General features: G+C 45.0%; 16 protein-coding genes. 9 read left to right on the top strand and 7 right to left on the bottom strand.

From position 1 onward, the window contains the following. On the top strand, positions 1 to 281 hold a 281-nt coding region (locus Q1B04_RS19420; RefSeq protein WP_299762460.1), incomplete at its 5' end, for a hypothetical protein. Between the two features lie 175 nt (positions 282 to 456). Here the strand turns inward: Q1B04_RS19420 and Q1B04_RS19415 are convergent. From Q1B04_RS19415 to Q1B04_RS19405, 3 genes are read right to left on the bottom strand one after another with little or no spacing between them, the layout of a single operon-like run. Then, a complete protein-coding gene (locus Q1B04_RS19415; protein WP_299762457.1) occupies positions 457 to 1173 on the bottom strand; it encodes a hypothetical protein in 717 nt (238 codons plus the stop codon). Further along, positions 1170 to 7562, bottom strand: coding sequence for a LamG-like jellyroll fold domain-containing protein (locus Q1B04_RS19410; RefSeq protein ID WP_299762454.1), 6393 nt, complete (start codon positions 7560 to 7562; stop codon positions 1170 to 1172). Before Q1B04_RS19410 ends, Q1B04_RS19415 begins: the two co-directional genes overlap by 4 nt. Positions 7563 to 7582: 20 nt before the next feature. Then, positions 7583 to 10933: an RHS repeat domain-containing protein gene (locus Q1B04_RS19405; protein ID WP_299762451.1), complete on the bottom strand. Its 3351-nt coding sequence runs from the start codon at positions 10931 to 10933 to the stop codon at positions 7583 to 7585. A 1182-nt stretch (positions 10934 to 12115) separates the two neighbouring features. Between Q1B04_RS19405 and Q1B04_RS19400 the strand changes: the two genes are divergently transcribed. From Q1B04_RS19400 to Q1B04_RS19380, 5 genes are all read left to right on the top strand, one after another. Further along, positions 12116 to 13183: a replication initiation protein gene (locus tag Q1B04_RS19400; RefSeq protein ID WP_299762448.1), complete on the top strand. Its 1068-nt coding sequence runs from the start codon at positions 12116 to 12118 to the stop codon at positions 13181 to 13183. A 157-nt stretch (positions 13184 to 13340) separates the two neighbouring features. Continuing rightward, positions 13341 to 14099, top strand: coding sequence for a ParA family protein (locus tag Q1B04_RS19395; protein ID WP_299762444.1), 759 nt, complete (start codon positions 13341 to 13343; stop codon positions 14097 to 14099). Between the two features lie 60 nt (positions 14100 to 14159). Further along, a complete protein-coding gene (locus Q1B04_RS19390; RefSeq protein WP_299762441.1) occupies positions 14160 to 14441 on the top strand; it encodes a hypothetical protein in 282 nt (93 codons plus the stop codon). A 57-nt stretch (positions 14442 to 14498) separates the two neighbouring features. After that, positions 14499 to 14786 carry a GIY-YIG nuclease family protein gene (locus Q1B04_RS19385; protein ID WP_299762438.1) on the top strand — a complete coding sequence of 96 codons (288 nt, stop codon included), beginning with the start codon at positions 14499 to 14501 and terminating at the stop codon, positions 14784 to 14786. Between the two features lie 584 nt (positions 14787 to 15370). Beyond that, positions 15371 to 16333, top strand: a complete 963-nt coding sequence (locus tag Q1B04_RS19380; protein ID WP_299762391.1) for a hypothetical protein — start codon at positions 15371 to 15373, stop codon at positions 16331 to 16333. A 189-nt stretch (positions 16334 to 16522) separates the two neighbouring features. Here Q1B04_RS19380 and Q1B04_RS19375 read toward each other — a convergent pair whose 3' ends face one another. Further along, positions 16523 to 17257, bottom strand: a complete 735-nt coding sequence (locus tag Q1B04_RS19375; RefSeq protein WP_299762388.1) for a DUF3800 domain-containing protein — start codon at positions 17255 to 17257, stop codon at positions 16523 to 16525. Positions 17258 to 17567: 310 nt separating this feature from the next. Between Q1B04_RS19375 and Q1B04_RS19370 the strand changes: the two genes are divergently transcribed. The 3 genes from Q1B04_RS19370 to Q1B04_RS19360 are packed head-to-tail and all read left to right on the top strand — an operon-like array spanning position 17568 to position 23004. Continuing rightward, the gene (locus tag Q1B04_RS19370) at positions 17568 to 19448 is read left to right on the top strand and encodes an ABC-three component system protein (protein WP_299762385.1); all 1881 of its coding nucleotides are present in this window, start codon (positions 17568 to 17570) and stop codon (positions 19446 to 19448) included. Next, a complete protein-coding gene (locus tag Q1B04_RS19365; RefSeq protein WP_299762382.1) occupies positions 19445 to 20056 on the top strand; it encodes an ABC-three component system middle component 1 in 612 nt (203 codons plus the stop codon). Before Q1B04_RS19370 ends, Q1B04_RS19365 begins: the two co-directional genes overlap by 4 nt. Then, the gene (locus tag Q1B04_RS19360) at positions 20053 to 23004 is read left to right on the top strand and encodes an AAA family ATPase (protein ID WP_299762378.1); all 2952 of its coding nucleotides are present in this window, start codon (positions 20053 to 20055) and stop codon (positions 23002 to 23004) included. Before Q1B04_RS19365 ends, Q1B04_RS19360 begins: the two co-directional genes overlap by 4 nt. Positions 23005 to 23744: 740 nt before the next feature. On the opposite strand, the gene Q1B04_RS19355 is transcribed toward Q1B04_RS19360, so the two are convergent. The 3 genes from Q1B04_RS19355 to Q1B04_RS19345 all read right to left on the bottom strand — a co-directional run bounded on the left by Q1B04_RS19355 (position 23745) and on the right by Q1B04_RS19345 (position 26285). Next, the gene (locus Q1B04_RS19355) at positions 23745 to 24200 is read right to left on the bottom strand and encodes a hypothetical protein (protein WP_299762375.1); all 456 of its coding nucleotides are present in this window, start codon (positions 24198 to 24200) and stop codon (positions 23745 to 23747) included. A gap of 181 nt (positions 24201 to 24381) precedes the next feature. Then, positions 24382 to 25098, bottom strand: coding sequence for a hypothetical protein (locus tag Q1B04_RS19350; protein ID WP_299762372.1), 717 nt, complete (start codon positions 25096 to 25098; stop codon positions 24382 to 24384). Between the two features lie 620 nt (positions 25099 to 25718). Then, positions 25719 to 26285 carry a recombinase family protein gene (locus tag Q1B04_RS19345; RefSeq protein WP_299762369.1) on the bottom strand — a complete coding sequence of 189 codons (567 nt, stop codon included), beginning with the start codon at positions 26283 to 26285 and terminating at the stop codon, positions 25719 to 25721. Between the last annotated feature and the right edge of the window lie 153 nt (positions 26286 to 26438).

The following is a 26438-nucleotide window of genomic DNA, read 5'->3' as shown; positions in this document are numbered from 1 at the left end:
TGGCCCCAGCTCTTCCGGAGGGCCGTTTCCGAAGTTGGCTTGACGGGGCTCGGGTGGGTCCCGAGAAACGGGGGTATTCTGATACAAGTAACAGCCACGAGTTCGGGCACGAAGCCGCTGCGAGCGGAAGCCATAGCCAGCCGGGAGGAGCCCGAGGCACGAGGGCGGCTGGCTGTGCGGCGACTGACCCGCAGGCGAGCAATAACACGGGATGCGGCTGGGCTGTAAGTGCTGTGCAGCTTGTCGGAACAGGACTTGCAGCACAGAGAGAGCAGCCGTGAGCAGCGCTCGAACTCCGCTTTTCCTGCTTAGGCTTATCAAACGGTAGTGGCTTCTGCTCTAGGGATAAGCTAGTGCCTTTTCGGACCCATTTCCCGTAACGAGGTCAAAATACAGCATCAATTGAAAAAGAAAAAGCCCGCTCCTTTACAGGAGCGGGCTTTTTCTTTTTTTATCTTACTTTTTCCAAACTTCCCCCTGCCACAATATCTGATTCTTATCTTTTATATAAATTAACTCTTGATTGTAAGGTTCAAACTCAAAAAAGCATCTGTCAAAATTGGGCAAAGTAACAGTAAGATAGTTGTATTTTTCAGTATCAATATCTATTTCGAAAACCTTAAACAATATCCTACTGTTATAGAGTGTTGTTCCCGATACATCAGCATTCAAATTGAAACTGATTTGGTTTGTACTTGTTTTTCTGTTCCATAAATATTTTGATTTAGGCAATACAATATATGTCGTATTTGTACTAATGGATTTACTGTTATTGTGATTAAACGTAAAACCCAGTTTTACAGGGTGAAAATCAGTAGGAAACACTACTTTGATATACAAACTGTCTTGAGAAAACTTATTATCTTTTTTAATTTCATATTCTAAGCCCTTTTGCTTTGTATAATAATCTTCACTTGTAATTTCTATCACATTATCTTCGACAACAGACCATCTCCCTTTTGAAGCATAATCGCATTGCTCTACTACTGGGGTAAACAAAACTTCAGCATTCCATAATGTGTAAGTTCCATCTGATTTAATTTCTAATTTTTCTGAACTTTCGTCCCGCATATATATCCCAGACACACCGTTAGGGGCGGATTTTTGGTCTTTTGTTGAGATGCAGCCAATTAATTGGAATGATGCTATCAACGTAAATAACAGCTTTCTCATTTCTTTTTATCTTTTAGAACTTCGTAAACAGTTTTACCGTCTTTGGTTTTTATGTTCATTAATGTCGTACTATTAATGTTCCTTAATGAACTGGCACCAGCAGGATATGAGCCATCATAAGAGTATTGTGTTTGATAAGCATTTACTTCATTATTCCTTGCTCCCTCTAAAGTAGTAGCTGCATTTAATAATTTGCCATCTTTATTAAACTTCACTCCCCCTGCTTCAATAGACTGCCCTACATGGCGTATTTCGTGTATATGAAGACCTGTATTGCTACCTTCAATTTTAATAACACCATCAGCTCCTTTAACAACTCCGTGAGTTCCATCACTCGCACTTGGACCTGTAAGTTTATAGGTTTCGGCAGCATTCCCAATCGCTTCAACATCTGAAAGGGATTGATTTAACAATTCAACTTTCTGGCTGTTCTCCGCAAGTTTACCTTCAAGCTTCGCTAACTTCTTATCACTTAAACCTCCTTTATCTATTTTCTCCTGAATTTTCGCACTATTCTTCCCTATGCTTTCTATCCTGTTATTAATAGATTTATTTAGTCTTTCCGCTTGTTTGGGGTCTTCCCAAATCATTCCTGTTGGGTCAATATATCTTATCGGATTATTTGCAGAGTATGCGAACGGGGATGTTCCGACTTGTTTAGGGTGATCTGCCAGCGGGTCCACCACATGCCACCTACCCAGTTGGGCATCGTACATCCTGGCCCCGTAGTCCATCCAGTTTAATCCCAGCTCCGTCTGCTTCTCCTTTCCGTTGTACTGGAACTTGTGGTCCGGCGTGCCCTGCCTTTCGATGCCGGCTAGGTTGAGACCCCAAGGATCGTAGTGGTTCTCCTGCACGAGCATATCCTGGGCCACGGTCACCGACATGTCATCAAACCAAGCCTCCTCCGTACTCTCGTTCGCTAGGTAGACTTCGGCAAAACCATCCTGCTCTACCGCATATTTCAGTTCCAGCTCCTCCCAGCCTTTGTTGGCCTTACCGGAGAGGGCCTGATAGCCGTTATCCACGTAGTTAGAATCGCTGTCGTAGACAATATAGCGAAGGTAGGCCTTCGGTGAACGCTTTTCCTTCTGCAGCACCTGCGGGGCCAGCGCTAGCCCAGCTCCCAAGTACGGCAGCACCCTGCCCTTCTTGCCACCGCCAGCCTGCTCGCCTGTGGCCATATTACCTGTGGTGACCATGACGCTGGAGGCTAGCCAGGAGGCCAGGCTGAACACTAGGTCCTGCTTCTTCTCCGTCTCATACATGCCGAAGGCTTTTACCTTCAGCGTATCGCCTTGGCGTAGTTCCACCCGCTTGGCTGGCCCCATTGGCTTGCCGCGCCCAGCCGATAAAAGGGCAGCGTGACTGCCCGTGCGGGAACGCATTCTGTCCAGGTGGCGCGTCTCCTCCACCCGCTCAAACTCGGCTTCCTCGGTAGAGGCCATCATCGGCTCCATCGTCAGCTCGTTGGTGCTGGTGACCGGCTCGGCAACGCTCACGCGCAGGTTGCCCAAGTGGTCCTTGATGTGGTACTCGTAGCGCCACACCTGGTTAGTCTCCGGCATGTAGAGTGTACGCCCCTCTGCCGTATGCGCAAACACCGGTTGCCCCTGCTCATAGACAAAGCCAGCCCCATAGTCAGTAGTTGTGAGCACACCATTTTCCGATACCCGCTTCTGCAGCTTCTCCCCAGTGGCCGTGTAAGTGTACTCAATCCAGTTGGCTCCATTGTCGAACTCGATGCGGGAGGGCAGGTTCAGGCGGTTGTACTCAATTTTTGTGATGTCCTTGTTGTCGTCGCTGGTCAGATTGCCGTTGGCATCGTAACCATACTCCGGCGCGAGGGCAATGTACTTGTTCCCGTTCTTGTCCTCAAAGTCGTACTTCGATGGGGTTATTTTCGTGTCATCCACGCCCAGCAGTAAGTTTCCCCTTTCAGACTTATAATGGTAGCTGAGCGCGTCTATCTGATCAAAAGTTTTCGCGCCGTTCACCTCAGAAACAAGCCCAGCCCGATTCATTGACAGGATGTTGCCGTTGGCGTCGTAGCCCACGCCCCACATCCTGTAGTCGTCCCCCTCCGTGCCCTGGGTGTAATAGTTGGCGTCGGTCAGGCGGCTGGCGCGGTCGTAGACGTAGCTGTAGGCTCGCTGCGCGTCATCCAAAGAGCTCCTCCACACCATCTCGGAGATGTTGCCGTTGTAGAAGCCTTGGGCAAGGCTGATACCGTTCTCTCCGTTTTTGTAGCTGAGCGTTGTGGGACGGTCATAGGTGAGCTCCATGCCGAACACATCGTCGCCGTCGTCGTTCTTCTCATTCGCCGAGAGCGAGGCGTTGTTGATCGAGGTGAGCCAGCCGCGCACGTTGTAGCGGTAGTCTACCGACTGCAGGAAGGAGCCATGCCCGGTATCCTTGTTGTAGTCCTTGGAGTGCAGGCGCTTGTCGATTAGCTGCCCCAGCTCGTTGTACGTGGTGCTGGACAGTATCACAGCGTCCTTGCCGTCGGTGCTCTGACTGGTGGTCTCAAGCCTGCCCATGTGGTCGTAGGTGTAGGAGACTTTTACCGTACGGGCGTCCGCGCCCCCCTCCCGGTGGGTGAGCAGCGTCTGTTCCACCAGCCCCGACAAGTCAGCTTTGTAGGTGGTGGCCAGGCGGTCGATGCCGCCCAGATGACTATCGGACACGCTCTCGAGCGGGCGGTACTCCTTATCATAGTAACTGACTGCGGTAAGCCAGGTGCCCGGAGTTAGCCCCTCCAAGCGCCTTGTGCTCGTGCCTGTCACCTGCCCGCGCACCGAAGAAGCCTTTTTATTAGGATCACCCTTGAAGACGTATGTGTCGTCCTCGTCCTTAATAGGAAGGTATTCATACTTGTCGTAGTAGGTGACCGTCAAGAGGTCCGCAGGGCTAATGTTCTTAGGATAGGTATTGTCCAAGGTGTAACCTACCTCCGCGTCGGAGAGGTTATCCTCCTCATGGTGCACCGTCTCCAGGTCGAGCTCGGCTTGCACCGTGGCAAGGTCCTTATCCGCAAGAGTCACCGTGCCCGTCATCACAGGTCGGCCCAGCGCATCATACTTGGTGAAGGACCACTCGTCCCGCTGCCGCTGCACGGCATCCTGTGTGAGCACCGGCAGGTCCAGCTTGTTGTATGCCATCTGTACCTCACCGGCGCTCGGCACCTGCTTTCTGGTCATTCTCTTCCTGCTATCGTACTCGTAGCGGAAGCACCAGTTGGCAAGAAACTCTTTCCCTGGTGAGAGAGCTGTAGACAGCGTGATTTTACCTGTGGTAGCATCCGGGGTAGGCAATTGGCGAGAGCCTTCGGGCTGTATCACCAGGCGGAGGTTGCCTAAGTCATCGTAGACGTACTGCGTGACCATAAAGCCTGTCTCAGTCTCAGTGTCAAAGATATTATCAGCCTCCTGCACCTTCTTTGCCACCACGCGGCCCTGCAGGTCCTTATACTCCACCGTGAGGGCATTATGCTCGTCCCTTGATTCAGTAACGTACAACGTGCCCGGGGCATAGAATCCCTGCAGGCGCCAGGTGGCGTTCACGAGCCAACCCACATTGCCCTGCCCAGAAGCGTCCTCCACCGTTGTGCCCTCACCTTCCGACATGCGCCAGTAGCCGACAAGGTCGCTAGGCTGCCCCAACAGGACGCGCTGCATGTTACTTTTGATCTCGTCTACCGTCCTGGCGCTCTTCCACACGCGCACCTCGTCAATGGCCCCCTTGAAGAACTGTGAGGTGGCCTGCCGTCCGCCGATGCGTACATCATGCCTTGTGGTAAGGGCATCCTTGATAATCCCCGAAGCAGGGGCCTCGTGGGCAAACGCACCGTTGAGGTAGGTAGTCACCTTTTGCCCATCGTAAATTACGGCAACGTGTGACCACGTATTGAGAGGCGCTATCACCGGCGTCTTGGTAGCTACCCACCCCGGGGAGGTGTTGGCAAATGCCCAGCCAATGGAGCCGTCCTGAAAGCGGGATAGTTGGTACTCCCCCTCCTTGTTTACAATTACGCCCCCGTCCACACTTCGGCTACCCGGGCCCGTAGGGTAAACCCACGCTTCGATGGTCATCGCATCCGTTGTCACTTTCAGGGGTAGCTTATTTCCTATCTGCACGTAACTACTGGTCCCGTTAAAAAGTACAGCGTTCCCGATTGGATTGTCGTACACTGACGTTTCATAGGAGCCGGTGCTTGTCACCTGCCACAGGCGCGTCTCCCCCGCAGTGTTCGTGCGTGCGATGGACTTGAGGGTATGATCTGAGCTGGTCTCTGCCGGTACATTGTCCGGCTGCCATGCCTCGCCTGGGGCGCCCTGCTTGAGCACCCGGCTCAGCGGGGAAGCCTCGTACACCGGCACCGCCCACGGAGCGGCGGTCTTGGCGACCATTTGGTTCAACGTCGTCATTGGGTTTGCGGGGCTGTAAAAGCTTTCCAACTCTTTATTCCCCTCCAGGGCGTCGGGTCTATAAGCCCCTCCCTGTCCTGCTACATAAGGTAGGTATGTCTTCTCCACCCGGCCGTAGGCGTCGTAGCTCACCGGTGACACGATGTCGTTCCCATCCGGGCTGGCCTGCGTCTGCACCGTCTGTAGCTCTCGCCCTAGGCCGTCAAAGTAGGTGATACGCTGCATCATCTCCCCCACTGGTAGGCGATCCGCCGCTTCCGCGCTCTGTACTCCCGGCTTTAGCACCGTGTTCTCCACTACATAGTTCATATTCTGCGCGTCACGCGCCAGTCTTACGGCCTTCCCCGGGGAGGTAGCCGTGTTTACCGCTCCGCTCCTGGTCACCAGCGCAGTATAGGTACCTGGCTCCTTTACGACCAGTGATTGTCCCGTTGCCCCCACGATAGCCACCCCGTCCTTGAGCCATTGGTAAGTGGTGTAGGCATAGGTCAGGGAGAGCGTCACGCTCGCCCCAGGTACCAGCTCCGTAATGCCGCTTGACACGGCTATCACAGGTGAAGGGTATATTGTCGCCGTCACTGCCCTACGCCCGCTTTCGCAGCCCTGGCTGCTCCTGGCGGAGACATAGTAGGTTTTGGTGGAGGACAGGCTGGGGGAATAAATATTACCTGAGTGGAAAGCCGTGCCCCCGGAGGCGGCGCTGTACCAACTGTAAGTATAACCCGATACAGGGGAGGAAACGCTCAGCGTCACCGTGCCCGCCCCGATGCGGGAGGAGGAGGGTACGGTTGGCGTTGCCGGAGTAGGGTTGACCGTCACGCTCACCGCCGCAGAGGAAGCCGTACAGCTGCCCAATGTGGTGGTAAGCGTGTATGAGCCACTCTCTCGTGCTATGTGGCTCGATGCGGTGGCTCCGGATACGGCTACCCCGTTCTTGTACCATTGGTAGGTATAACCGCTGCCCGCGGTGCCGTTAAGCGTCACGCTGCCACTACTGCAGAAGGTGGTGGACCCGGAGGCGGTCACTGAGGCCACGGGAGCAGGGTTTACCGTCACGCCAACGGCAGACGAGGTGGACGAGCAGCCGCTCGGCGTGGTGACCCTGTAGGAATAAGAGGCGCTCTCTCTGGCGGTAAAACTTGCAGAAGTTGCGCCATAGATAGCAACTCCGTTCTTGTACCACTGATAGGTGTTACCGCTGACATATACCCCATCAAGCCTCACGCTGCCACCGCTGCAGAAGGTAGTGGATCCGGCGGCGGAGATAGCCGCAGAGGGCAGGGCATTTACAGTAACCATCGCGCTGCCGCTCATGGTAGTGGCGCAGCCGGAGGAGTTCGTGCCCACCACCGTATAGTTTCCGCCCACGGTCTGGTTGCCGAAGCTTAGTGCTGAGCCCGTACCCGAAACGGGGGAACCAACGCTCACCCCGTCGCGGCGCAGCTGGTAGCTCACCCCCGTCTGGCTATCAGATAAGCCAACGGCCGCGCTGCCACCCGAGCAGAAGCTGCCCCCGCCAGTCATGGAGTAAGCTATGGGTTTGATTTTGGAGACCGTAACCGTATTACTCGTGAGCGTACCGGAGATTGTCCTGGCCGTTAAGTAGTAAGAGCCATTCAGCGTAACAGTGAAGTAAACGACCTCCCCCGAGGCGCTCTGGGTCTGTGGACCGTTTAGAGTGTAGTTGAAGGAGCAGCCGGGAGGGGGATAGGCCTGAAGCACGGCTTTGGAGCAGTCCTGGCTGTAAAGCCGCAGGGAGATACTCGTACAGGTCGGGTCATCTCCTCCGGGGGGAGGGAGTAGGAGAGCGTTGGTGGTCACACCTCCCTGGGTCTGTGTTCCTTCCTGGTTCCCGCTCTCCCCCTTCTCCCCCTGGGCAAGTGCCGTAAAAGACAGAAGAAGGCAAAGCAGCAGGGCTAGCAAGGGCTGCTTGCACAGCCCATAAGCGTATAAATTCGTCATGTTTTCAGGTGGTAGCGTGATTATTTCCTGTAGTTGTATTCGTAGCTTTTCCGCACGTTATCGTTATGGTCCTTCACCGTTTTAAGGCGGCCAAGGGTATCATAGCTATAGTAGGTCGTGCGGCCGTTGGGATCTGTCGAGGAGGTTAGTCCTGCCAGAGGGTCGTAAGTATATATAGTCACCATGGCTTCAGGGAGCTGTTCCCTCAACCCGTTGAGCAGGTTCAGCTGGCTCTGGGAGAGCGTGGCGCTGCCGGCAAGGGCTTCGACAGCAGCGTCACCGCCTAGCGCTGCCTTAACTTCATCATAGGTAGCATTCCGTATCTCTGCGACCGGGTAGGCATAGCCATAGCCCCACAGGTAACTGGTCTTCTCATCATCTGTTTTCGCCTGCTCAGTAAGCTTGCCTTTGGCGTTGTAGGCAGAGAACTCCACCCGCTTCTCCATGGGACCATTACCTGACTGCACGTGCTGGCTCTCGGGCAGCACCAGGTTTCCAAAAGCTTTATAGTCTGTCCTCACCCGGAGCGTTTGTTTTCCGCCCTGGCTGACCCGTTGTTCAAGCGGCACCGCCAGCACATGATCAGTGATCAGCCGCTGCCTGGCCGCCTCTGCGCCCTGCTCGCTCAGGACAAGGTCCTGCGGGTAAAAAAGCTGGACTACTCTCTCCTCCCCACCGCTGGTCAGTGTGGAGAGGCTTGTCGGCTGGGCGTGTACCACATTCCCGTACTGCGTCAGCATCGTCTCTTCTGTGTAGCCTTGCCCGTCCGTGCCGTAGTCAAGGGTCCGCACGCTCTCCACATAGCTCCATCTGATGAGGTGGGAGTAGCTTACCATATCGTAGTCAGAGGATCTCATGATATGGCAGTCGACCGGGGAAAACCCCTGACGCACCACATAGGCCTTCACTTCGCCGCTGACTCTCTCGTCATCCTTGTAGGTGGTAAAAACTTCCTGAACAGGTACGATCGCCTCTCCTTCCTTCCTGAAAACCTTCTTATAGTACTCCCTGCCGTTTTTCCACGACATGCTTGTGTGAGGCGCGCCGCTTATTCTCACAACACCGACCAGTTTCTCCCCGAGCTCATCTGGTGTTATTTCGAACCGGTGCTCGATTCCACCACCCTCAAAATCCTCTCCCAGGCTCTCCACAACCGTTTTATAATACACGGATGAGGAGGCGAAGGCATAAATATTGTTGACCGAGTTTGAGGAAAGCGTTTTGTACACGCACTGCCTCCACATGCAGCCCCCTGTATTATTAGAGGAGTTCGTACACGTGTTCTGAGTGATGTGCGTGTCCCTGTATTCCGCCTCAATGCCAGCCTTCCCGTTCTCCTGCCCTTTGGCCTCGACGCCCGCCACTCCCGAGGATTGCCCCGTAGAACCGGACGCGCTGTAGTGGAACTTGCGCAGGGTTGTCTTCCCGGTGCTCCCGTCACTGGTGGAGACTTGCGCCACGCGGACCCCGCCCATGGCCTTGTTCATCAAGGCATAAGTAGACTCACTTTCCATAAACGAAGATAAGACAGACGCTCTTACAGACTCGCCCGTTGGCGTGATGGAGAACTGGTATGTATGCCCCTCTTTGAGCTTGACTGTATCTTGCCATAAACGATTCTCTAGTGTCAGGAGCCGGGTTTTGAAGGGGGCCGTGGTAGTAGAAACCGTTACATCCCTAATGGCAAATTGGGCAATATGGTGGTGGCTGTCATACTGCCACCCTGTATCTGGAAGAGTGTCGTACTGCAATGCGTAATGAACCACTTGGTCGAAGGGAACTGTGAATGTCCTAGAAGCAGTCACAGACGTCTTCATACCTGCTCCCGTCGTATCTATGTAGATTCCGGTTTCATCTGGCATTTGCTCGACGTAGGTGTAAGCTTCATTCCCCTCATAGATGATACTGTCCCTACCGCCGGTGGGATAGGTTATTTCGCTCAATAAGCCTTTTTGGGAGAAAGCCGCATTCGGTTCCCTGTTGGCAGCGGCATTGGGAAGGGCCATCTTCCAAACCGGGTTTAAGGGGGCAGGAATAAGGCTTGTGTTCGGCTTCCCGTTGAAGAAGCCGTAGTGGTCCTGTGCAAACGAGAGCCTGGGCGGCAGGTTGTTTAGGCCGTTGTAGGCAAAGCTGTGCGTTTTCCCCACGTCTGTGCAGGCCCCCTCTCCAGGACACTCCCGCACGCTGGCGAGAAAATGCCTGTAGCGCACGCGCTCCCTTTGGTCTAAGGGGACATAGTTGTTCAAGAAGCCTGTCGCCCGCGTGTCAGTGTAGTTTAACTCAAACCTTTTAAAGGCAGAGCCATCCGGTTTGATAACCGTTATGCCGCTGACCAGCCTGTCGTCTGTGTCAAGCCTGTCCCTGTAACTAAACATAACCTTAGTTCCGTTGCCGCTGTTGATCTCACTCAATACAACCGCCTTAGCCTCCACCTGTGAAAAGCAGGGCGGGGCATTTCCCTTTGGGGGGCATGTTACACATTCATCCACAATGGGTTGGTATTGGGGGTCTGAGTACTGTATCTGTGACATGCCAGTGTAGTACCTGATGTTAACAGGTGAGTATGAAAAGCTTATAAAATCGTTGTTCGGGTGCAATATCTCCTTCAGGTACCATGCGGTTGTGACCGGGTAGTCGTAGTTTTTGCCGCATACCGGGCCAAGCTGAGAAGTTACAGTTGTCTCGGTAGCTGTAGCTCCACCGAAAACATACTTCACGCCCTCAGCCGTGGTGATCGTAAACCCGGAGATAATGGTACGCGAATTCGCGTCTACCCCCATAGTCTTTTCTATCTTCAGGCTAGAGTGCTCTAGAAGGATAGGCATCTGCGCGTCGTCCAGGATGAATCTGCCCGCATGCCCGTTGAAGTTAAATGAGAATACGTCTGGCTCAGCATCATAAGGTCCTCGGTTATTTGATATGGTCACATCCTGTAAAAATCTCAAAAGGTCTGCCTCAGAAGCTGCTAGGTCTGCAGGGGGGGCGATTCTTTGTGCCCATTCATCCACTGCGCCATAGACAGTGCGTGTGACCACCCCGCCAGCATTCAGAGTCCAGCCTGTTCCTACTCTTGAGGAAATCTCGTCTACGCGCAACCCGTTGCTGTTATAATTCAGCGAAATAGGGAGCTTCAGGGAAGAGGATACCAGTTCATGGAGCGGGACCGTGTGGTTAATGGTACCAGTGGATAGGTTAGGCGCTAGCCCCCCGTACTTACCCAAGGCAGCTGCGTTAGGCGAAGGGGGCAGCACGTCTGTGGTTTTGGTATAATTGCCTATTTCCGGTTCATTAGGTCTTTTCGCAATCGCTGACTGCCAGCAAATAAGAAGTGTAAGCGTAAAAAGGAATTTGGTTAGTACAGGTTTTCCCATGAGACTATACAATGGTTTGTGAACGGCATAGTAAGGCACCCCCTGCCCATCAAAACAGTTACTGGCTACCTATCTTTTATTTGTTTGGTAATGTTGAGCGAAGGATCTAGATAATCCTCCGTAGCAACTGCTTGATATTTAGCAGGTAATATTGAGCAATGTAGACCAGATAAGAGAGGGATTCGGCCTGGTGTGGCTGTGACGGTGCAACAATTTCCATATAAGTTCGTTTTATGCTTGGGTTCAGAACATGCTGTAGACATGATGTTCAAAACTATCATCTACCACCATTCACTGACAAGGAACATTTGCTATGTATGGTAACCATACATAAAAGCATATTTACTTGTCTTCCTACAAGTAGTGCTGCATATGCAGCTGAGTTGCTGTACAAACTTCAACGAGTTTCGAGATATAGGTAACATTTGACTTGTATGTTCTTTTGCTTCAAGAGTACACAAGTCCGTTAATATATTCAAATAACAAGCATTATGATAAACAGAAAATGTATTAAGTTTAATGCCTCTCTCCTACTACTGTTGAACATTCTTTCTACCTCCTACAGCTGTATCAGAATAATTACTGAAGAGGGATTATTCTGGTACACCTTCTAACGGTCAAAACCTACTTCACTACACCTTGTAACATTCTACATATCAATAGAATACAAGCATGTGTATCAGGGAAATCATATGATTTTTTTGATACATGTACAAAATCCCACTCGCGGGGCATTATTTTTAAATTTATCCGTGAAAGTCGCTCTTGAAAAGGCTGAAAGTATATTGTCTTCCTTTGTAAGAGATAAATCGGGAGCAGTTTTAATAGTATTTATAAAAAATATTATATAAAAAATAAATAAAATATAATATTTGTCTCTTTTTTTTATTTTTTTATTATATTATTATTAATTATTAGGGAAGCATAACTAATTGATTTTTAATCTTGTGCAAGTTAATATGTGTACATTTTCCCACAGACACATGTACAGAATCCCACTTTTATATGTACACTTTCCCACTAACCTATGTACAAAATCCCACCTTCATATGTACGCTTTCCCATCAATGCATGTACAAAATCCCATTATGTGTACAGAATCCCACAGCCCCTTAAATTTCTTAAATATGTGTACAAGCTATCTCGAAAGTACATATATTTAGACATCTAAAGTATTCCACTATGAATGACAGTTTGAGTATTCCAGTTAAGCAACCTAATAAGATTGTAACACAACATAATAACCTTATAAACAGTTATTTTGATATCCCTACAGTCCAGCTACGTGCTTTTATTTACGCCTTAGGTTATATCCATAAGGATGATAAGGAGCTGACTCATGTGAAGATTCCTATTGATGCACTTCATTCCTCAAAAGGAGGAAAAAACTATAAGCAGGTCTCAAAATTAGCTGCAGAGCTTCAAGAGATCAAGTTTAAAGTTGAGCAAAAGTCAACAAGCAAAAGCGGCAAGTTGCAAAAGACTTTTGACAGCATGGTTATCTTTCCCACTGTTAGGTACACAGAAGATAGTAAATATATAATCACTAAAATAAACAGTGATCTTGCTCCATACCTTTTAGATCTAAAAGGAAATTATACTCAAGCTGAATTAGAACAGCTTTTGAGCTTGAAAACAATCCAGGCTTATAGAATTTATATGTTTATCAAGCAGGGCTTATATAAAGATAAACCTACTCCTATCAGTTATAGAAAATTAAGGCTGATGCTAGGCCTTGATATTGAATTGGATGATGAAGAGAGGAAAAAACGGGGTAAAGCTGATGGTGACAATATAGAAGTAGTAAAGTATCCCCTATTCGCTGAATTTAGAAGGCGAATATTAGAAACAGCAAAAGAAGAATTGAAAGACACAGATATGGCTTTCAGTTACCAAATTAACAAGAAAGGTAGAAATGTAGATTCAATTACGTTTTCTCTTGTCAAAACAATCGATATTACTCCAGACAGGGCTATAGAAAGGGTATCGTATGCTGAACAACAAAATTTATTCCCTACTATTCCTGTTACTGGCACTGACACCAAGGTCACTAACAATGCTATTAGAATAATGAAAGATAAGTATAAGTTTTCTTCTGAACAGATAGAAAAATATCTAAAGCATTTGTCCCCTTTAACAATCACAAAGGCAAATAACTGGTTTTCCACTAATAGAAGCACATTAAATTTTACATCAGAGTCCGAATGGTTTGCCAAACATTTAGATAATAAAGTTCAGAAGCAAAAATAGGCTATTCTATGTCTCTTATTAACTTTATGTTTAATTAATAAAGTTAATAAAATTAACAATTTGTTGATTGTGAATATAGTTAGTAGTATTGCTAATATGTATAAAGTTAATATTGTATTAACTTTATTAACGTTGTTAACTTTATTAATTATTTGAAATGTCTGTAGTATTCTCAATTGTTAATGCAAAAGGCGGTGTCGCTAAAACTACAAGCACTCAAAGTTTAGGTTATGCTTTGAAAGAGATGGGTAAAAAGGTTTTACTTGTTGATTTAGATGCACAGGCAAACCTGACTATGTCTGTTGGTATATCTCCGAAGGAAGATCTTAATATATCTGATGCACTTCTTGATAACTGCAAGATTACAGATGTAATTCGAGAAGTAAATGGAGTAGATATTGCATACTCAGGCCACTCTCTTATATCAAGAGAAAGTGAAGTCGCACATTCTGTTGCTGGCGCTGTGAAGTTGCGATCTCTCCTAAAGAAGATAAAAGACAAATACAGTTACATATTGATAGATTGTCCTCCGTCTCTTGGGATTTATACTGTAAATGCATTGATAGCGTCAGATAAAGTCTATATACCAATGACAGCAGAACCATTTGCATGGAATGGGCTAGACAAAATGCTTGAAACAATTGATATCATAGTAGAAGAGGACTTGAACCCTTCTCTAAAACTTGGAGGGCTTTTCTTTACTAACCATTCTAAAAACGCTCAGACTATTCTAGGCAAAACTATTGTTAAAGAGGCTCAGGAGCAGTTAGGGGACAGGGTATTAAATACATTTATACGGACTAACATTGCTTTACATGAGTGCATAGTGATGCACCAAGATATATATACTTACGCTCCGGATTCTAATGGCGCTAAAGATTATATGCAGTTAGCACAAGAGATTATTAATAATTAATACTGTTAATAATATTAATATTTTATTACCTTTAATAAGTTTGAATAATAGTAATGAGATATGGCAGGTAAGGATAATAAGAACTTCGAGAATGTATTAGGCAAGTTGCATGGCAGTAAAGCGAAGCCGGTACAAAGTGGAAGCATAAATAGTGAGCCAGTAATAACTTCAGTAAAATCTAAAAAGGGCTCTAACAGAAAAAGAATTACATTCTTTGTAAATGAGATTTTAGAGGATTATATAGACAAAGGAACCCTCCATGAAATGTATAGGAGTAAATCAGACTTCGTTGAGCATATTTTGATGGATTACTTCAGAGATAAAAAATATATTAAGAAGTAAATGCTGAATTATTTTCTCAGGTACACTAGGGGAGAGGTGCTAAAGCAGTATAGGAGAATGAGGCATGTCAGAGACAACCAGTCTTACTTCCTGTACCTGATCTTTGACGCCGACACCTGCGTGTACGTGGGGGAGACCAGCAACATCTTCTGGCGCGTCGTCAAGCACAAGGACAAGTGCTCTTCAGGGTCGGTGATCTACCTGCAGGAGCACACCGAAAAAGAGGAGGTGCTCAAGCTGGAGAAGCACTACATCCGCATGCTCAAGCCAAAGTTCAACAGCCGCTACTGCCAGCCCGACCAGCTGGAGCTTTTCACGATAGGTAAAGCAGTAGGAGAGAGGTAGAGCGAATCTAGCTATCCATTACTCCAAACCACCAGCACCCTCAAACTAAGCAGTAGCAGCCCGCTATGTCCCCTCTGGGCAAATCAGCCCCACCAGCCGATAAGTACCATTATGTAAAATAGAAGATTGCTTTATGAACTAGTCAGACGTTGAGAAGGAAGTCCCTCGGACACAGGAATACTCAATTTATAGAAATGGCACTATATATTTCCCCTCTTTTTTAATAAACTGCATTTATAAAATGATACCTGAAGAAAACAAACAGCACTCTTTACATGAGCACCACCGTTACCCCGAGTATTCTGAAGTGAATGTTGAGATTGACAATGAGAAGTGCCATCTAACTTATTCAACTAAATAGAGAATGTGGATGCTAGAAAACCAATGGGTTGATGTGATCTGCCCCAAATGTAAATATGCGGAAGGAGTAAGGCTCATTAATATGAAGCTGGAGGAGACTATTATCTGTCATAACTGCAAAGCGAACATAGATCTCATAGATCAAACGGCCTCTGTGCATGCAGCTGTTCGTGATATAAACAACACCCTTAACAATTTCAGAAACTTACTTAAATAGATAATCAATGTATCACACTCATCGACTGAGAAGCAACCTTCAAGAATGGCGTAACCGTCTATATAAGTCCGATTACCGCTCCTTCGGCATGTATTATAACCAGTTTATTGAAAGGCTCAAGGAGGAAAACCTGTTGTCACTCCTGCTTAAGAAAGCTGTAGATGCTTATCCTCTCTCTAATGAAGAAATGGAGCGTATAAATGAGAAGTTGTCTTACGGCATGAGTTTCAAAAATGGCACGCACGCAGCCGCTGTGCTTTACCAGGTGCTTCTGTATTATACCGAAAAGGGTTACTCTCCTAATGCACTTGTAGAGGAGTTGGCCCCTAGCCGAACATATGACGAGAGTATATCAAAATTCGTAGGTAACATAATTGAGCCTATAGTCCATTACATGCATGACAGTATTGAAGAGACCAGTTTTGTGCTCTACCTGCTAGAAAGGTACAAGAAGCGAACAGAATGGTTTTTGGCAGGCACTTTAAATGAGAAATACTCCCAGGCGACAGCAAATTATGAGCAGATATTTGAGGACGACCTTCGCCTGTTCCTGTTTGACCAAGGAATAGACTATCCCTTCTCTACACCCAAGTCCGGCTCTGGACGCGCGGACATTGTGGGGCAGCTTGACACTGTTGACCCCCTTGTGCTGGAAGTGAAAATTTATGACTCTGGGCGAGGGTATAGAAAGAACCGTGTTGTTGATGGTTTTAAGCAGATTGTGGATTACACGAACAACTACAACAAAACGACAGGTTACCTGGTAGTATACAATCTGGACCCGATAGAGATCGTCATCACGACCTCCTCTAACGAACAGACCTTCCCACAAAGGGTTTTATTCAACAACAAGGTCTACTACATCATCTTCATCAACCTTAACTATGATGTTTCGGCAAGCAAGCAGGGAAAGCAAAAGGTTGAGACCATTAAAGAAGAAGACTTATTTGCCCCTTTAGAGAGACTTTAGATGGAATAGAAGTTGCTCGGTTCACAAGAATTGCCAGGCAGCCAAAATATAAATGAGACGAAATGTTTGAATATTCAAACGCTTTGTCTCATTTTTGCGTTATAGATTAAAGCAGGATAACTGCAAAAGTATTCGGATTGGGGTGTCCCCGGTCGGCAAAGAGCCAAGGTAACACTTGGCTCTTTGTTTTTACGGGTGTTTCTTCAAGCCATACATCTTGCCCTCTTTCCCATAAAATTTAGACTTCAGCACCTCAAAGGATGAGTTTGGCTTTGACGGGTCCAGGATGTACCTAGCCACAGGATAGGCGATTAGGTCCGCGATCTGCAGACCGTTAATGTTTTCTTTCTTGTGCTTAAAAGAGATCTTAACGTTGAACTTGGCCAGGCGTGCCTTGCTGACATAAAAGGTGCCTCTGCTGGACAGCTTTTGGAAGTGCTCCCCTAACTTTTTATCCTCCTTTTTCCCTCTTCTCTCCAGGATAATCTCTAATTCTATTTCCTTTTCATTTACCTGCTCAAGGTAATAGATGGCCCGCTCCATGATAAATGAAAGCGAGATCTCATACACGTCATCTGAGAGAAGACCATACTTCTTGATGTATGATAATTTGTCAATAGAGGAGGAAATGATAGCGTAGTCCTGTTCCCTTATTATTTGGTTAAATTCTGTATAAAAGCCCTCCTTCACCTGTTTGTCAAACAAGATTTTAAAAGGCCCCTCGCATTTGCGTATATCCCTTGAATGAAATATTGTACTTATATCATTCCAATACTTTCTTTTAAGCTCATTTAAGGCAAGACGAAAGGTTTCATAGTTCCGCTCGGAGAAAACAATGCCACAGAGGGTAAATATAGGAAAGCTTGGATCAATGCTAGATAAGCCGTGGTCTCCGCTCTCATCAATGAAAAGATAATACTTCACAGTTTTTTGCTTTGATCACAAAGAACGAAAAGTTTTCCGTTTATCACTATTCTGTTTGCCTTATAGGGTTCTACTTATAGAGAAGCCCAAACACCTAACCTTTCATTATCCTCAACTTTACGCCTATTATCTATTTTGTTGATGCAGAATCAAAAGGTTAGGAATGCTTATTACTAGTATGGTTTTATTTATATATTTGATAGAAGGTGTAAATGTGTTGTGTCTTGCAGTAAAAAATTGTCAATGCATTCACATGAAATATAATTTTTTTTAAGGTGTAAGCCAGCAATATTACTAAGCAGATATATTTATGTTAAAAAAGCTAAGACTAGATCAGACTAAAAAATATGAACAGTCTATTGCTGTCTTTGAAATTTCAAAAATGCTGGTAGCCTTTGTTAAAGGACGTAGTCATTATCTATGTATTGGAGCAGAGCAAGGAGATATTCAGAAGTGGGATGACTTAGTTATTCAAGATTCTGAGCATTCATTCATCCACATTCAAGTCAAGAGACAGACAACAGACTTTAGCAAAAAGAATGATAAATGTATAAGAGATTGCTACAGTCAAAGGGAAAGAGCGGGCGTCTTAAGAGATTTATCTCCTTTCGATGAAGCGATAAGGAGCTTAGCACTGTGGGTAAAGGAAAATAACCTTTCGACCAATACAATTAAAAGGAAGTTTTGGATAGAATTGCCAGAGAGCAGTATCAAAATAAAAGATGCTTTAGAAATAAGGCATTTGAGAGATTTATGTAAGCAAGTAAAGGAAGTAACTACTGCAACTGGTTTAGAGCAGCTAGCTAGCCAAGAACAATCTGTAAAAAATTGTTATGATTGGCTAAAGTCATGGTGTGACTTTGTAGACTGGGATCATATACTGAAGGCTCTGAAAGTTCTTACTATAAGATTATCTGGATTAGAGGAAGATATTGAATTGAGAGCAGAGGACACTTTGAAAGAAATTTTTCCTGCTGATAAAGTAAGAAGTGTTCGGTTACAAATTGCCTCTTTTACTGATGAAAATACCACATATACTGGTGCGATCAAACCCCGAAGATTATTATTTGAATTAAGAGATTTTCTACTACCTACAGTTCCTGGCTGGACACAGTTCCGCAGAGTGGGCTCAAGTTGGCAAATATCAGGTACACATGACCTTGAACAGCATGACATGATTGAAAGATCTTCTATTATCGTTCCTATGCTTTGGAGCAATGGAAGAATAAAGAATCTTAAAATTTCTGCTCAGGTAAATGACAATTGCAAACTGTCTGATAGTTTGATACAACTCGCAATTCATCAACGAGGACAGGTGAACACGCATTGTACAAACTCAATTGAATGGAAAAGTCTAATTAAGCAAAGGGTTGGTAATACTTTAGGCGTAAGCAAGAATGACCTTAACATTTTAAACATTACAGACGATACTGAAGAGTTTTACACTTCAGACGTTCTCCCTCTACATTCTCGCCAAGAGCATGAGAATATTGCAGTGGAACTAAAGGATGAAATGACAGCTAAGACGTGGGAACTGGTTATCAAAGATGTTGAAAAGGAGCTTGATGAGATGGAGCCTACAGAACTACGTAATGCTGTAGAATCGCAATGGAAGATATGGCAGAGTCAAATTGGGAAAACACCAAATGAGCAGTATTTGTTGTTCAAGAGAATTTTACATCCAAACGCAGAGGGTGAAGAAATATTTGGAGGCTTGAGAATTGGGGTCAAAACATCAAGTTTGATTGCGGAAGGTTTATTTCTACTACTGATAGTGTCAGTGTGCCTTGGTGATGAGAACAGTAATTGGAAAAGAATCAAGAGCCATCTTTCTGTCAATACAATTGGCTTAGGGTGGTGGAGTGGACCTTCCGGTAAAACAAGAAAAGCACGTCCGCTTGATGATAAGCACATTATGGACTTGATTGGCCGAGAATCTTCTGACATATTAATTCTTTCTAAACTAGAATCTTCTCCAAATGATATTTATGAAGAGAACATAATGAGTAGCAATGTTCAGACTAAATCTTTAGCAAGCCCAAGATATCCTAAAGTACTTGTTACTAACAACAGAAAATTGAAAATGCTAATTCAAGCAGGGGAGTTACAATCTTTAAAAAAATACTTGAATAACCTTTTAGAGCAGAGAAATAACTCAGTAGAAGAGGCAATCAATCAAGTAGTGGTATGAAAATAGAAGAACTAAAGTACACAATCATAAATGAGATCAAAGATCGCTACTTGATTGAAACCGAAAGCAAATTCTCAACTGAACTTCAAGAGCTTGCTATTGATAATCTAAGAAAAGATGTTCTGAGGATTCAAAGATTGAGTGATTCAAATGAGCAAAACCTTAGTACATGGAAAACTCTTCTAATTGTGAATTTAGTAGATAAGACAGATCTGAAGTGTGCTCTGAAATGGGCTTCTATGGTACAGGATTCTTTACTTGACCCTGAAACTGCAGATTTATACTTGTTCTTATTCTTCAATGAACCACTTACCCAAGAAAGCTGCCTGCGCATAGAGTCAACTGAACAATTTTGTAGAAAATATGTGCTACGGCCAAATGAAACACTTGAACAACTACTGGAACGATCCTTCTTAAGTAAACTTGAGAACTCCCGTCAAGAGTTAATTGAATTAGATCCGTTACATAATGCTTTTTTGTATACTGGCTCTAAATATGCGTGGTTTGATGCGGATGAACAGACTAAATGGAAGGACGCTTTTCTATCAAACTTAACTGGAGGAGACCTGATTGAAAAAATATTCGCGATAGACAACCAACAAAAATGAGGCATCTACAAAAAATTTCAATCAGTAACGCTAGAAGGTTTGGTAAAGACATTGAGGTTGAGCTTGGTCAGGGAGCCACAATACTTTTAGCTCCAAATGGAACGGGGAAAACTACTGTTTTTGAGGCAATTGAATTTGCTTTAACTGGGGCAATACAAAGGTTAGATAATCCTCCTTTATCCTTGATTAGAGAAAATCAATTAGGTTTAGATGTTCGCTTAGATTTTACTAATGGTAAATATTGTGAAGTAGAATATCGGAAGGGAAATGAACCTGTTTTAAGAGGAGATCACCAGTTGTTGTTCAAGAATCAAAATCCAGAGTCTATTCCTTTTCTACTAAGACTAACCCATTTGTTGGAGCAAAGAGGCAAAAGTTGGTTTGTAGGAGCAGATATGGAAGCGGCAGGTAGTTTGTTAGATAGAATATCAATCGGGAGGGAACTGAATCAAGTATCTAATAAGAGAATAAGCGTACTTAAAGCTGCTAATAAGGAAATAGATGGTGTGAAGGTACACTTTGATCAGGCGAGACAAAATTTATCCCATTTCGAAAGCATCTTAAATAAGCGTAACCAGCTCGCCTTAGATATAAAAATTGTTCCATTCGAAGTAATAGTCTCTCAAATTCAAGATTACTACAACTTGATAATTAAGGAGGAACGACTTTCAATAAATAGCACAGCCTCAGGAATTGCAACATTAAGTCAAATACAATCAGTTGTCATCCAGAAGATAAAAGAGTCATCTGATCGGTTGATACAATTTACAGAGGTAGAAAATTTAACAGATGTATATCACTCAAACCTTGAAGGCTTAAATACAAAAGAAGAGGCTATAAAGGATTTGAATGATGTAGAAGAGCGTCTTAAAAGTATTCAAGAAAAAATAATAAAGGAACTTAAAGAAAACATAAGCAATCTTTCAACTGCTAGGGAGGAGTTGAATTTTGTAAATGAAATAAGAAATCTATTTACACAGCAGGAAGCAAATATTCTGGAGAAAGAGCAAATTGAAAAAGAAGTAACATTATTGACTGAAGAGTTACCAGTAGTTAAAGATGACCTAAAATCTTCAAATGAAGAATTAGAAAAAGCAAAAGCTCTTTCAGATAAGCAGAGTTTTCTAAATTTAGAAATAGAAAAAGCTTTAAAGGCAAAAGGACAATTATCTAATCTTGAAGAGTTAAGGAAGAAATGGTCAGAGGACTCCAAAGCTGTTGAAGAGTTAAGCAAGGAAATAGTTCCAAGGTTTATCGAGCAGAAATTGTCCATTAAAGGGAAGCTTGATGATACTGAACTGTCATTAACAATAGCCCAGCGTAAATTTAATGTTAGTGAAAAGGGACTAAATTCATTAAAAGAGGCTTCAGATGCTATACAGGGTGCAGTAAGCACTATTGCTGCTAATATACCTCAAGATAGGCGAGATTGCCCTGTTTGCGGAGCAGATTATGAACCAGGGGATTTACAAGAGAGAATTTCTAGTGCATTAGAAATTATAAATCCTTTGGTATCTAATGCTGTTCTTGAAACCAAAAAAGCGGCTAAGCATCTTGATGATGTGAAAAAAAAATATATTGAAGAAAAAGGCATATATGAAAGAATCTGCCAAGAATTAGAAAATCATGAAGAACATCTAAGGGAGATCAAAGCATTCATAAATGAAAACATCCTGCCAAACTTTCCTGCTTATCATACTCCGAATGATGCCTTATTGAATAATCAGATAAGGAAAATAGAAGTTGACAATAGTTTATTGAGCCTGTATAAAGAAAAAGACTCCTTAGGAGAAGAATTAACTTCAAATCGGCTAAGTGCTCTAACATTAAAACAAAAGGAATTCGAGCGTAGAGTTGAGCAAATCCAAAGTAAACTCAATAACTACAATTTGAGAGTCTCAAATATTGTAGAAGATCTAAATACTATACAACGGAGAGTTGGTGAGAAAACCAAAGAACTTATACAAAATGAAATTAATGATAAAGAGGCAGCAGTACGTTCTTTAAAAGAAACAGAAGAAAAGCTAAAAGCACAACAGCAAGATGTATACGCCAAAATCGAAATCACTAAAAAACAGATAGTTTCTGAAAAAGAACTTATTGCACAGTTTCATAGTCAACAAAATATAATACGTCATAAATGGATCAATGCGGGATTGCCAGGAGAACCAGCAAGACAAGCTTTGCTTGAGGATCAAAAACTCTTGGTTGCAGCAAAGGATAAATTGCTTGAAACCAAAGTAGGTTTGAATAAAATAGAAGAAGAGCTATCTCGTTGGAAAGCAGCCGAAACTTACAAAGCCTACGATAGTGAGATAAAAAAAATAGCTTCGCCGGAAGATGAAGAAGTACATCTTGAGAAACTAAAAGAGCAGTTAAAAAAAAGTGAAGAGCGGTATCAGTTTGTTCAAGAAAGAACAACAGCCTTGAACGATCTTTTTTCAAATGTTAAATCTGAGTTAGATACAGTGCATGAATACATCAAATCGGTTAATCCTTTGTGGTGTTCACTTCTGAAGCGTGTTGTTGTTAATCCTCGATTTGCTGAGACTGCATTAAATAGCTACAGTAGGAGGAATAAACCCTTAGCAGGAGCTAGTACTAAACTGCATGGAATCGACGTAAACGTTGCTGACATTGCAAGCGAAGCCCAATTAACAGATTTACAGCTTACTTTTATGCTAGCAATGGCTAAAGAGTATCAGTGGACTCCATGGAAAGCCTTATTACTTGATGACCCAACACAACACCATGACTTGGTTCACTCTGCTGCTGTGTTTGATCTTCTTAGGGACTACATTGTAGATTTGGATTTTCAGGTATTGCTAGGTACGCATGATTCTGTACAAGCTAATTTCTTTAAAAGAAAGCTTAACAATGATGGTGTAGATGCTAGAATATTAGCTTTAAGAGCTGATGATAATGGTGTAAAAGCGGAATATGTGTAAAATGATGCTGCCGCTCCGGTCTTACAGATAAACTAGTTGTAGCACTATGTCACCAGCATAAAGGTATGTGTTTTGGGTTGCATAAAGCTGTTTACAAACGTTAGACAATTTGGGGTAACAGTCTTGTTTCTTGATACTAGAGAATCTATTGCTCCTGGTTGCCTTCGGTTGCGTGCCTATTCCAACCTCTAGGCACGCGAAAAGCTAATCACAACCAGACAGGAACCAAATCGCCACTACCGCTTTTCGGCGTCTTAGTTGACGTCCGTTTTCCAAGTATAAGATCTGCAGAGTGGCTTGAGACAGGCCATGATAATGCAGCAACATGAAGCAATAGGGTTATTGTTTCATGTTGCTGCTGTGGCAAGATGGTCTTGCACCGCCGCTTGCCCAAACCGTTTTCAAACCGAAATCAATCGAAAATCAAACGCTTTTCAAACCAGAATCAAACCGCCGCCACCGTGATTGGGTGTATCAAGATACCCCCGTTTTCTGATACGCTTCCGTTCGCCAGCTCTGGCAACCTACAGCCCTAGCCGATGCAACCACAGTAAATCTAGTGCAGCGCCAGGGGTAGTTGGATCTACCGCAATAGCAGAGCAACAGCAACAGCAACAGTTAACCTGTTGCTGTTGCTGTTGCTGTTGCCCCATGAAAAGAGGAGTTGTTAAGATGTTCATAAGAAGGGAATGCTGAGGCCAGCCGTATAAGCAATTTTCTGTATGTTTGCAGTCGTTTCTTTAAATTTTGTTTATTTCAATATTAACTGAATTCCTATCAAGTGCTAAGCGAATGGTGTTTCCATGATTTGCCTGGGCAACAATGTCATCTATTTGGTCATCAATCATTTTTATTGCTGTATCTACTCTCTCAGTATCAGAAGATACATACAAAGAAAATTCTTTCTCGCCTTCTTTTATTCGAATTTGCAAAATGATACTGTCAATTTTTTTATTCCTGGATTTAAAATAGTCTATAGTACTTCTAACTTGACTAATTATATAGTTTAAGGCATTTGCCAAAATAAAGTCACGGCTAAAAGTCAAAAGGTCCAGGTTATCAAAGACTAATTGCACTGCTTCCGTAAGCGACAACCCTTTGGGCTGATATGTAGTAACCTTTACGCCTAATAATTGCTTATTAAGTTCTTCAACTTCGGTTTCGGATACATTTCCTACAAGTAGTAATTTGTTCATTTTGATTTTTTATATGCTGCACAACTAACGAAGATACTGTATATCCGAAGCATTATTAAGAGACTTGAAGTCATCTCCTTGATTCCAGCGCATTGATCAGTTTCTCCCATAACGCCTGTGATGTTAAATAGGGCTGTTATCTAAACAAGGTGTAATTTCGGACAAATAAGGCAGAAGCACTTTAATTGCTAGCCACTTCAACGCGTAGTTGGCCGTTTCGTATGATAGCTCTGTCACCCGTTATCCTCTTGTAGATACTTGCATGAATAACAGTAAGCCCCTGGTCTAGCAAGCCGTCGAATTCTTCACTTGTCTCACCTCCCTTCTTTTGCTCCCACCATGCTTCTAATCGAGTGCACCAATCCTTCATTTGCCTTTCCTGCTCAAGTTTTTCCGGTGCCTTAGGAATGATACCGGGCTTATAGAACTTTATGCCATCCTCTCCTGTGCAGGATTCGAGGTTAAATTCTTTTTTAAAGTCGTACTCGATATGTTCAAAGTCTTGTTTTTCTAAAAAGCCCCAAAAGTTAGTGTTAGTTCTAGCCTTACTTTGGTAGATTATGAGCAGTCTATTTGTGTTGGTGATTTCGTGAACAAAACCATAATCTACACCTCCTCTTGTTATTGCCTCAAAGAGGCGTGAGGCAAGTTCATTAGGGCACTTACCGAGGTAAACATCCTTTGCTAGATCCGAGCTGCGTGTTGATGTAAAAGCATGTAGTTCGTGCTTACCAATGGGCTTGCAGAAGAATATGTTGTGTCCAGGTTCGATAAACTCCAGACCCTTGGGACGCTGAAGCGATACGTTGCTTACATATAGCTTATCACTGTCTTTAGAAAGCAGTTTTAAATAAAAGTAGATAGCAGAAGCAATAGCAATCAATATTAGAACAGCCATAGTAGTGAGTTTTTATGATTTAAATATATGAAATTTAAATTACTCGGATGAGCAGAGTGGATGAACGGAGCTACGGCAGTAGACTGAGCTGATAACCAGGTAAAGACGCATTCTATTGATTAGCACTTGAGTACCGGAAAAAGGAGGAACTTATGAGATTCGAGCATATCAAGTACTTCACATAGCATCTTGATGTCAAGAAGCGAGGCATTACAGACAAATGTTTAGTCCGGAGATAGGTTGGCAGGCGCTGTCTCCTAAAAAGAGCAGCTTTCCCGCTACAGATTTTGAAGTTTAACCCAAATCTTGCCTCCGATTGCTCCCCGTTGCTCTTAGGTCAGACGGATTAGTTTTCACCTGCGTAACAGCCCCTTTAAGGCTTGAAAGGCATATTTGCAAACTCAATAGGCTGTTGCCGAGCGTTGCTCTTATCCCAGCTACCCGGTGAAGCCCTTTGCTTGATCAAACTGAAATCAACCCTATTTCAAACTGAAATCCCCCGCTTTTCAGCGTCCCACTTGGCATGCTGGCGGCGGTCAGACAGCCGTTGCTCTGCGTTGCCCGTGCCCCGGGACAGCGCGGCACGGGCCAACGGATTTCAAACCAAAATCAAACCGAAATTAGCCCTCCGCCTGTGCGATGTAGCGGTAGCAGGTGGCCCTGCCGATGCCCAGGATCCTGGCGATCTCTCCCACGCTCTTCTCTCCCGAGGCGTGGAGTATCTTGGCGGACCTGGCCTTCTCCATGGCTTCCTTAGACAAACCCGCGGGCCTGCCGCCCGTCCTGCCCCTAGCTTTCGCGGAGGCAAGCCCGGCGCTGGTGCGCTCGCGGATGATCTCGCGCTCGAACTCGGCCAGGGAGGCGAAGATGTTGAAGGTGAAGCGGCCGGTGGCCGTGGCCGTGTTAATGCCGTCCTGCAGGCTCACGAAGTCCACGCCTTTTTTCTGGAACTCTGAGACCAGGTCGATCAGATCCCGAAGGGATCTGCCCAGCCGGTCGAGCTTCCACACCACCACCGTGTCACCCGTCCGGAGCTGGGCGATCATCTTCTCCAGCTCCGGACGGTCCTTGCTCTTTCCGGATCTCTTCTCTTTGAACACCGCTTCACAGCCGTGCTGGGTGAGGGCGTCGAGCTGCAGCTCCAGCCGCTGGTCCTGGGTGGAGACACGGGCGTATCCTATCTTCATAACTTGTACCGTTAACTCGTCTCAAATATACCATTTTACTTTTGAATAGTGAGACGGCAAAACGGGAATCGCGCGATGGCCCCAGCTCTTCCGGAGGGCCGTTTCCGAAGTTGGCTTGACGGGGCTCGGGTGGGTCCCGAGAAACGGGGGTAT

It is taken from the genome of uncultured Pontibacter sp. (assembly GCF_947495565.1).
Lineage (GTDB): Bacteria > Bacteroidota > Bacteroidia > Cytophagales > Hymenobacteraceae > Pontibacter.
The sequence above is the reverse complement of the archived record's forward strand: the minus strand, read 5'-3'. Positions and strand labels throughout refer to the sequence as shown.

Coding starts and splice junctions, on each gene's coding strand:
- Q1B04_RS19415 (WP_299762457.1), bottom strand. CDS start 1,173: ATGAGAAAGCTGTTATTTACGTTGATAGCATCATTCCAATTAATTGGC.
- Q1B04_RS19410 (WP_299762454.1), bottom strand. CDS start 7,562: ATGACGAATTTATACGCTTATGGGCTGTGCAAGCAGCCCTTGCTAGCC.
- Q1B04_RS19405 (WP_299762451.1), bottom strand. CDS start 10,933: ATGGGAAAACCTGTACTAACCAAATTCCTTTTTACGCTTACACTTCTT.
- Q1B04_RS19400 (WP_299762448.1), top strand. CDS start 12,116: ATGAATGACAGTTTGAGTATTCCAGTTAAGCAACCTAATAAGATTGTA.
- Q1B04_RS19395 (WP_299762444.1), top strand. CDS start 13,341: ATGTCTGTAGTATTCTCAATTGTTAATGCAAAAGGCGGTGTCGCTAAA.
- Q1B04_RS19390 (WP_299762441.1), top strand. CDS start 14,160: ATGGCAGGTAAGGATAATAAGAACTTCGAGAATGTATTAGGCAAGTTG.
- Q1B04_RS19385 (WP_299762438.1), top strand. CDS start 14,499: ATGAGGCATGTCAGAGACAACCAGTCTTACTTCCTGTACCTGATCTTT.
- Q1B04_RS19380 (WP_299762391.1), top strand. CDS start 15,371: ATGTATCACACTCATCGACTGAGAAGCAACCTTCAAGAATGGCGTAAC.
- Q1B04_RS19370 (WP_299762385.1), top strand. CDS start 17,568: ATGTTAAAAAAGCTAAGACTAGATCAGACTAAAAAATATGAACAGTCT.
- Q1B04_RS19365 (WP_299762382.1), top strand. CDS start 19,445: ATGAAAATAGAAGAACTAAAGTACACAATCATAAATGAGATCAAAGAT.
- Q1B04_RS19360 (WP_299762378.1), top strand. CDS start 20,053: ATGAGGCATCTACAAAAAATTTCAATCAGTAACGCTAGAAGGTTTGGT.
- Q1B04_RS19355 (WP_299762375.1), bottom strand. CDS start 24,200: ATGAACAAATTACTACTTGTAGGAAATGTATCCGAAACCGAAGTTGAA.
- Q1B04_RS19350 (WP_299762372.1), bottom strand. CDS start 25,098: ATGGCTGTTCTAATATTGATTGCTATTGCTTCTGCTATCTACTTTTAT.
- Q1B04_RS19345 (WP_299762369.1), bottom strand. CDS start 26,285: ATGAAGATAGGATACGCCCGTGTCTCCACCCAGGACCAGCGGCTGGAG.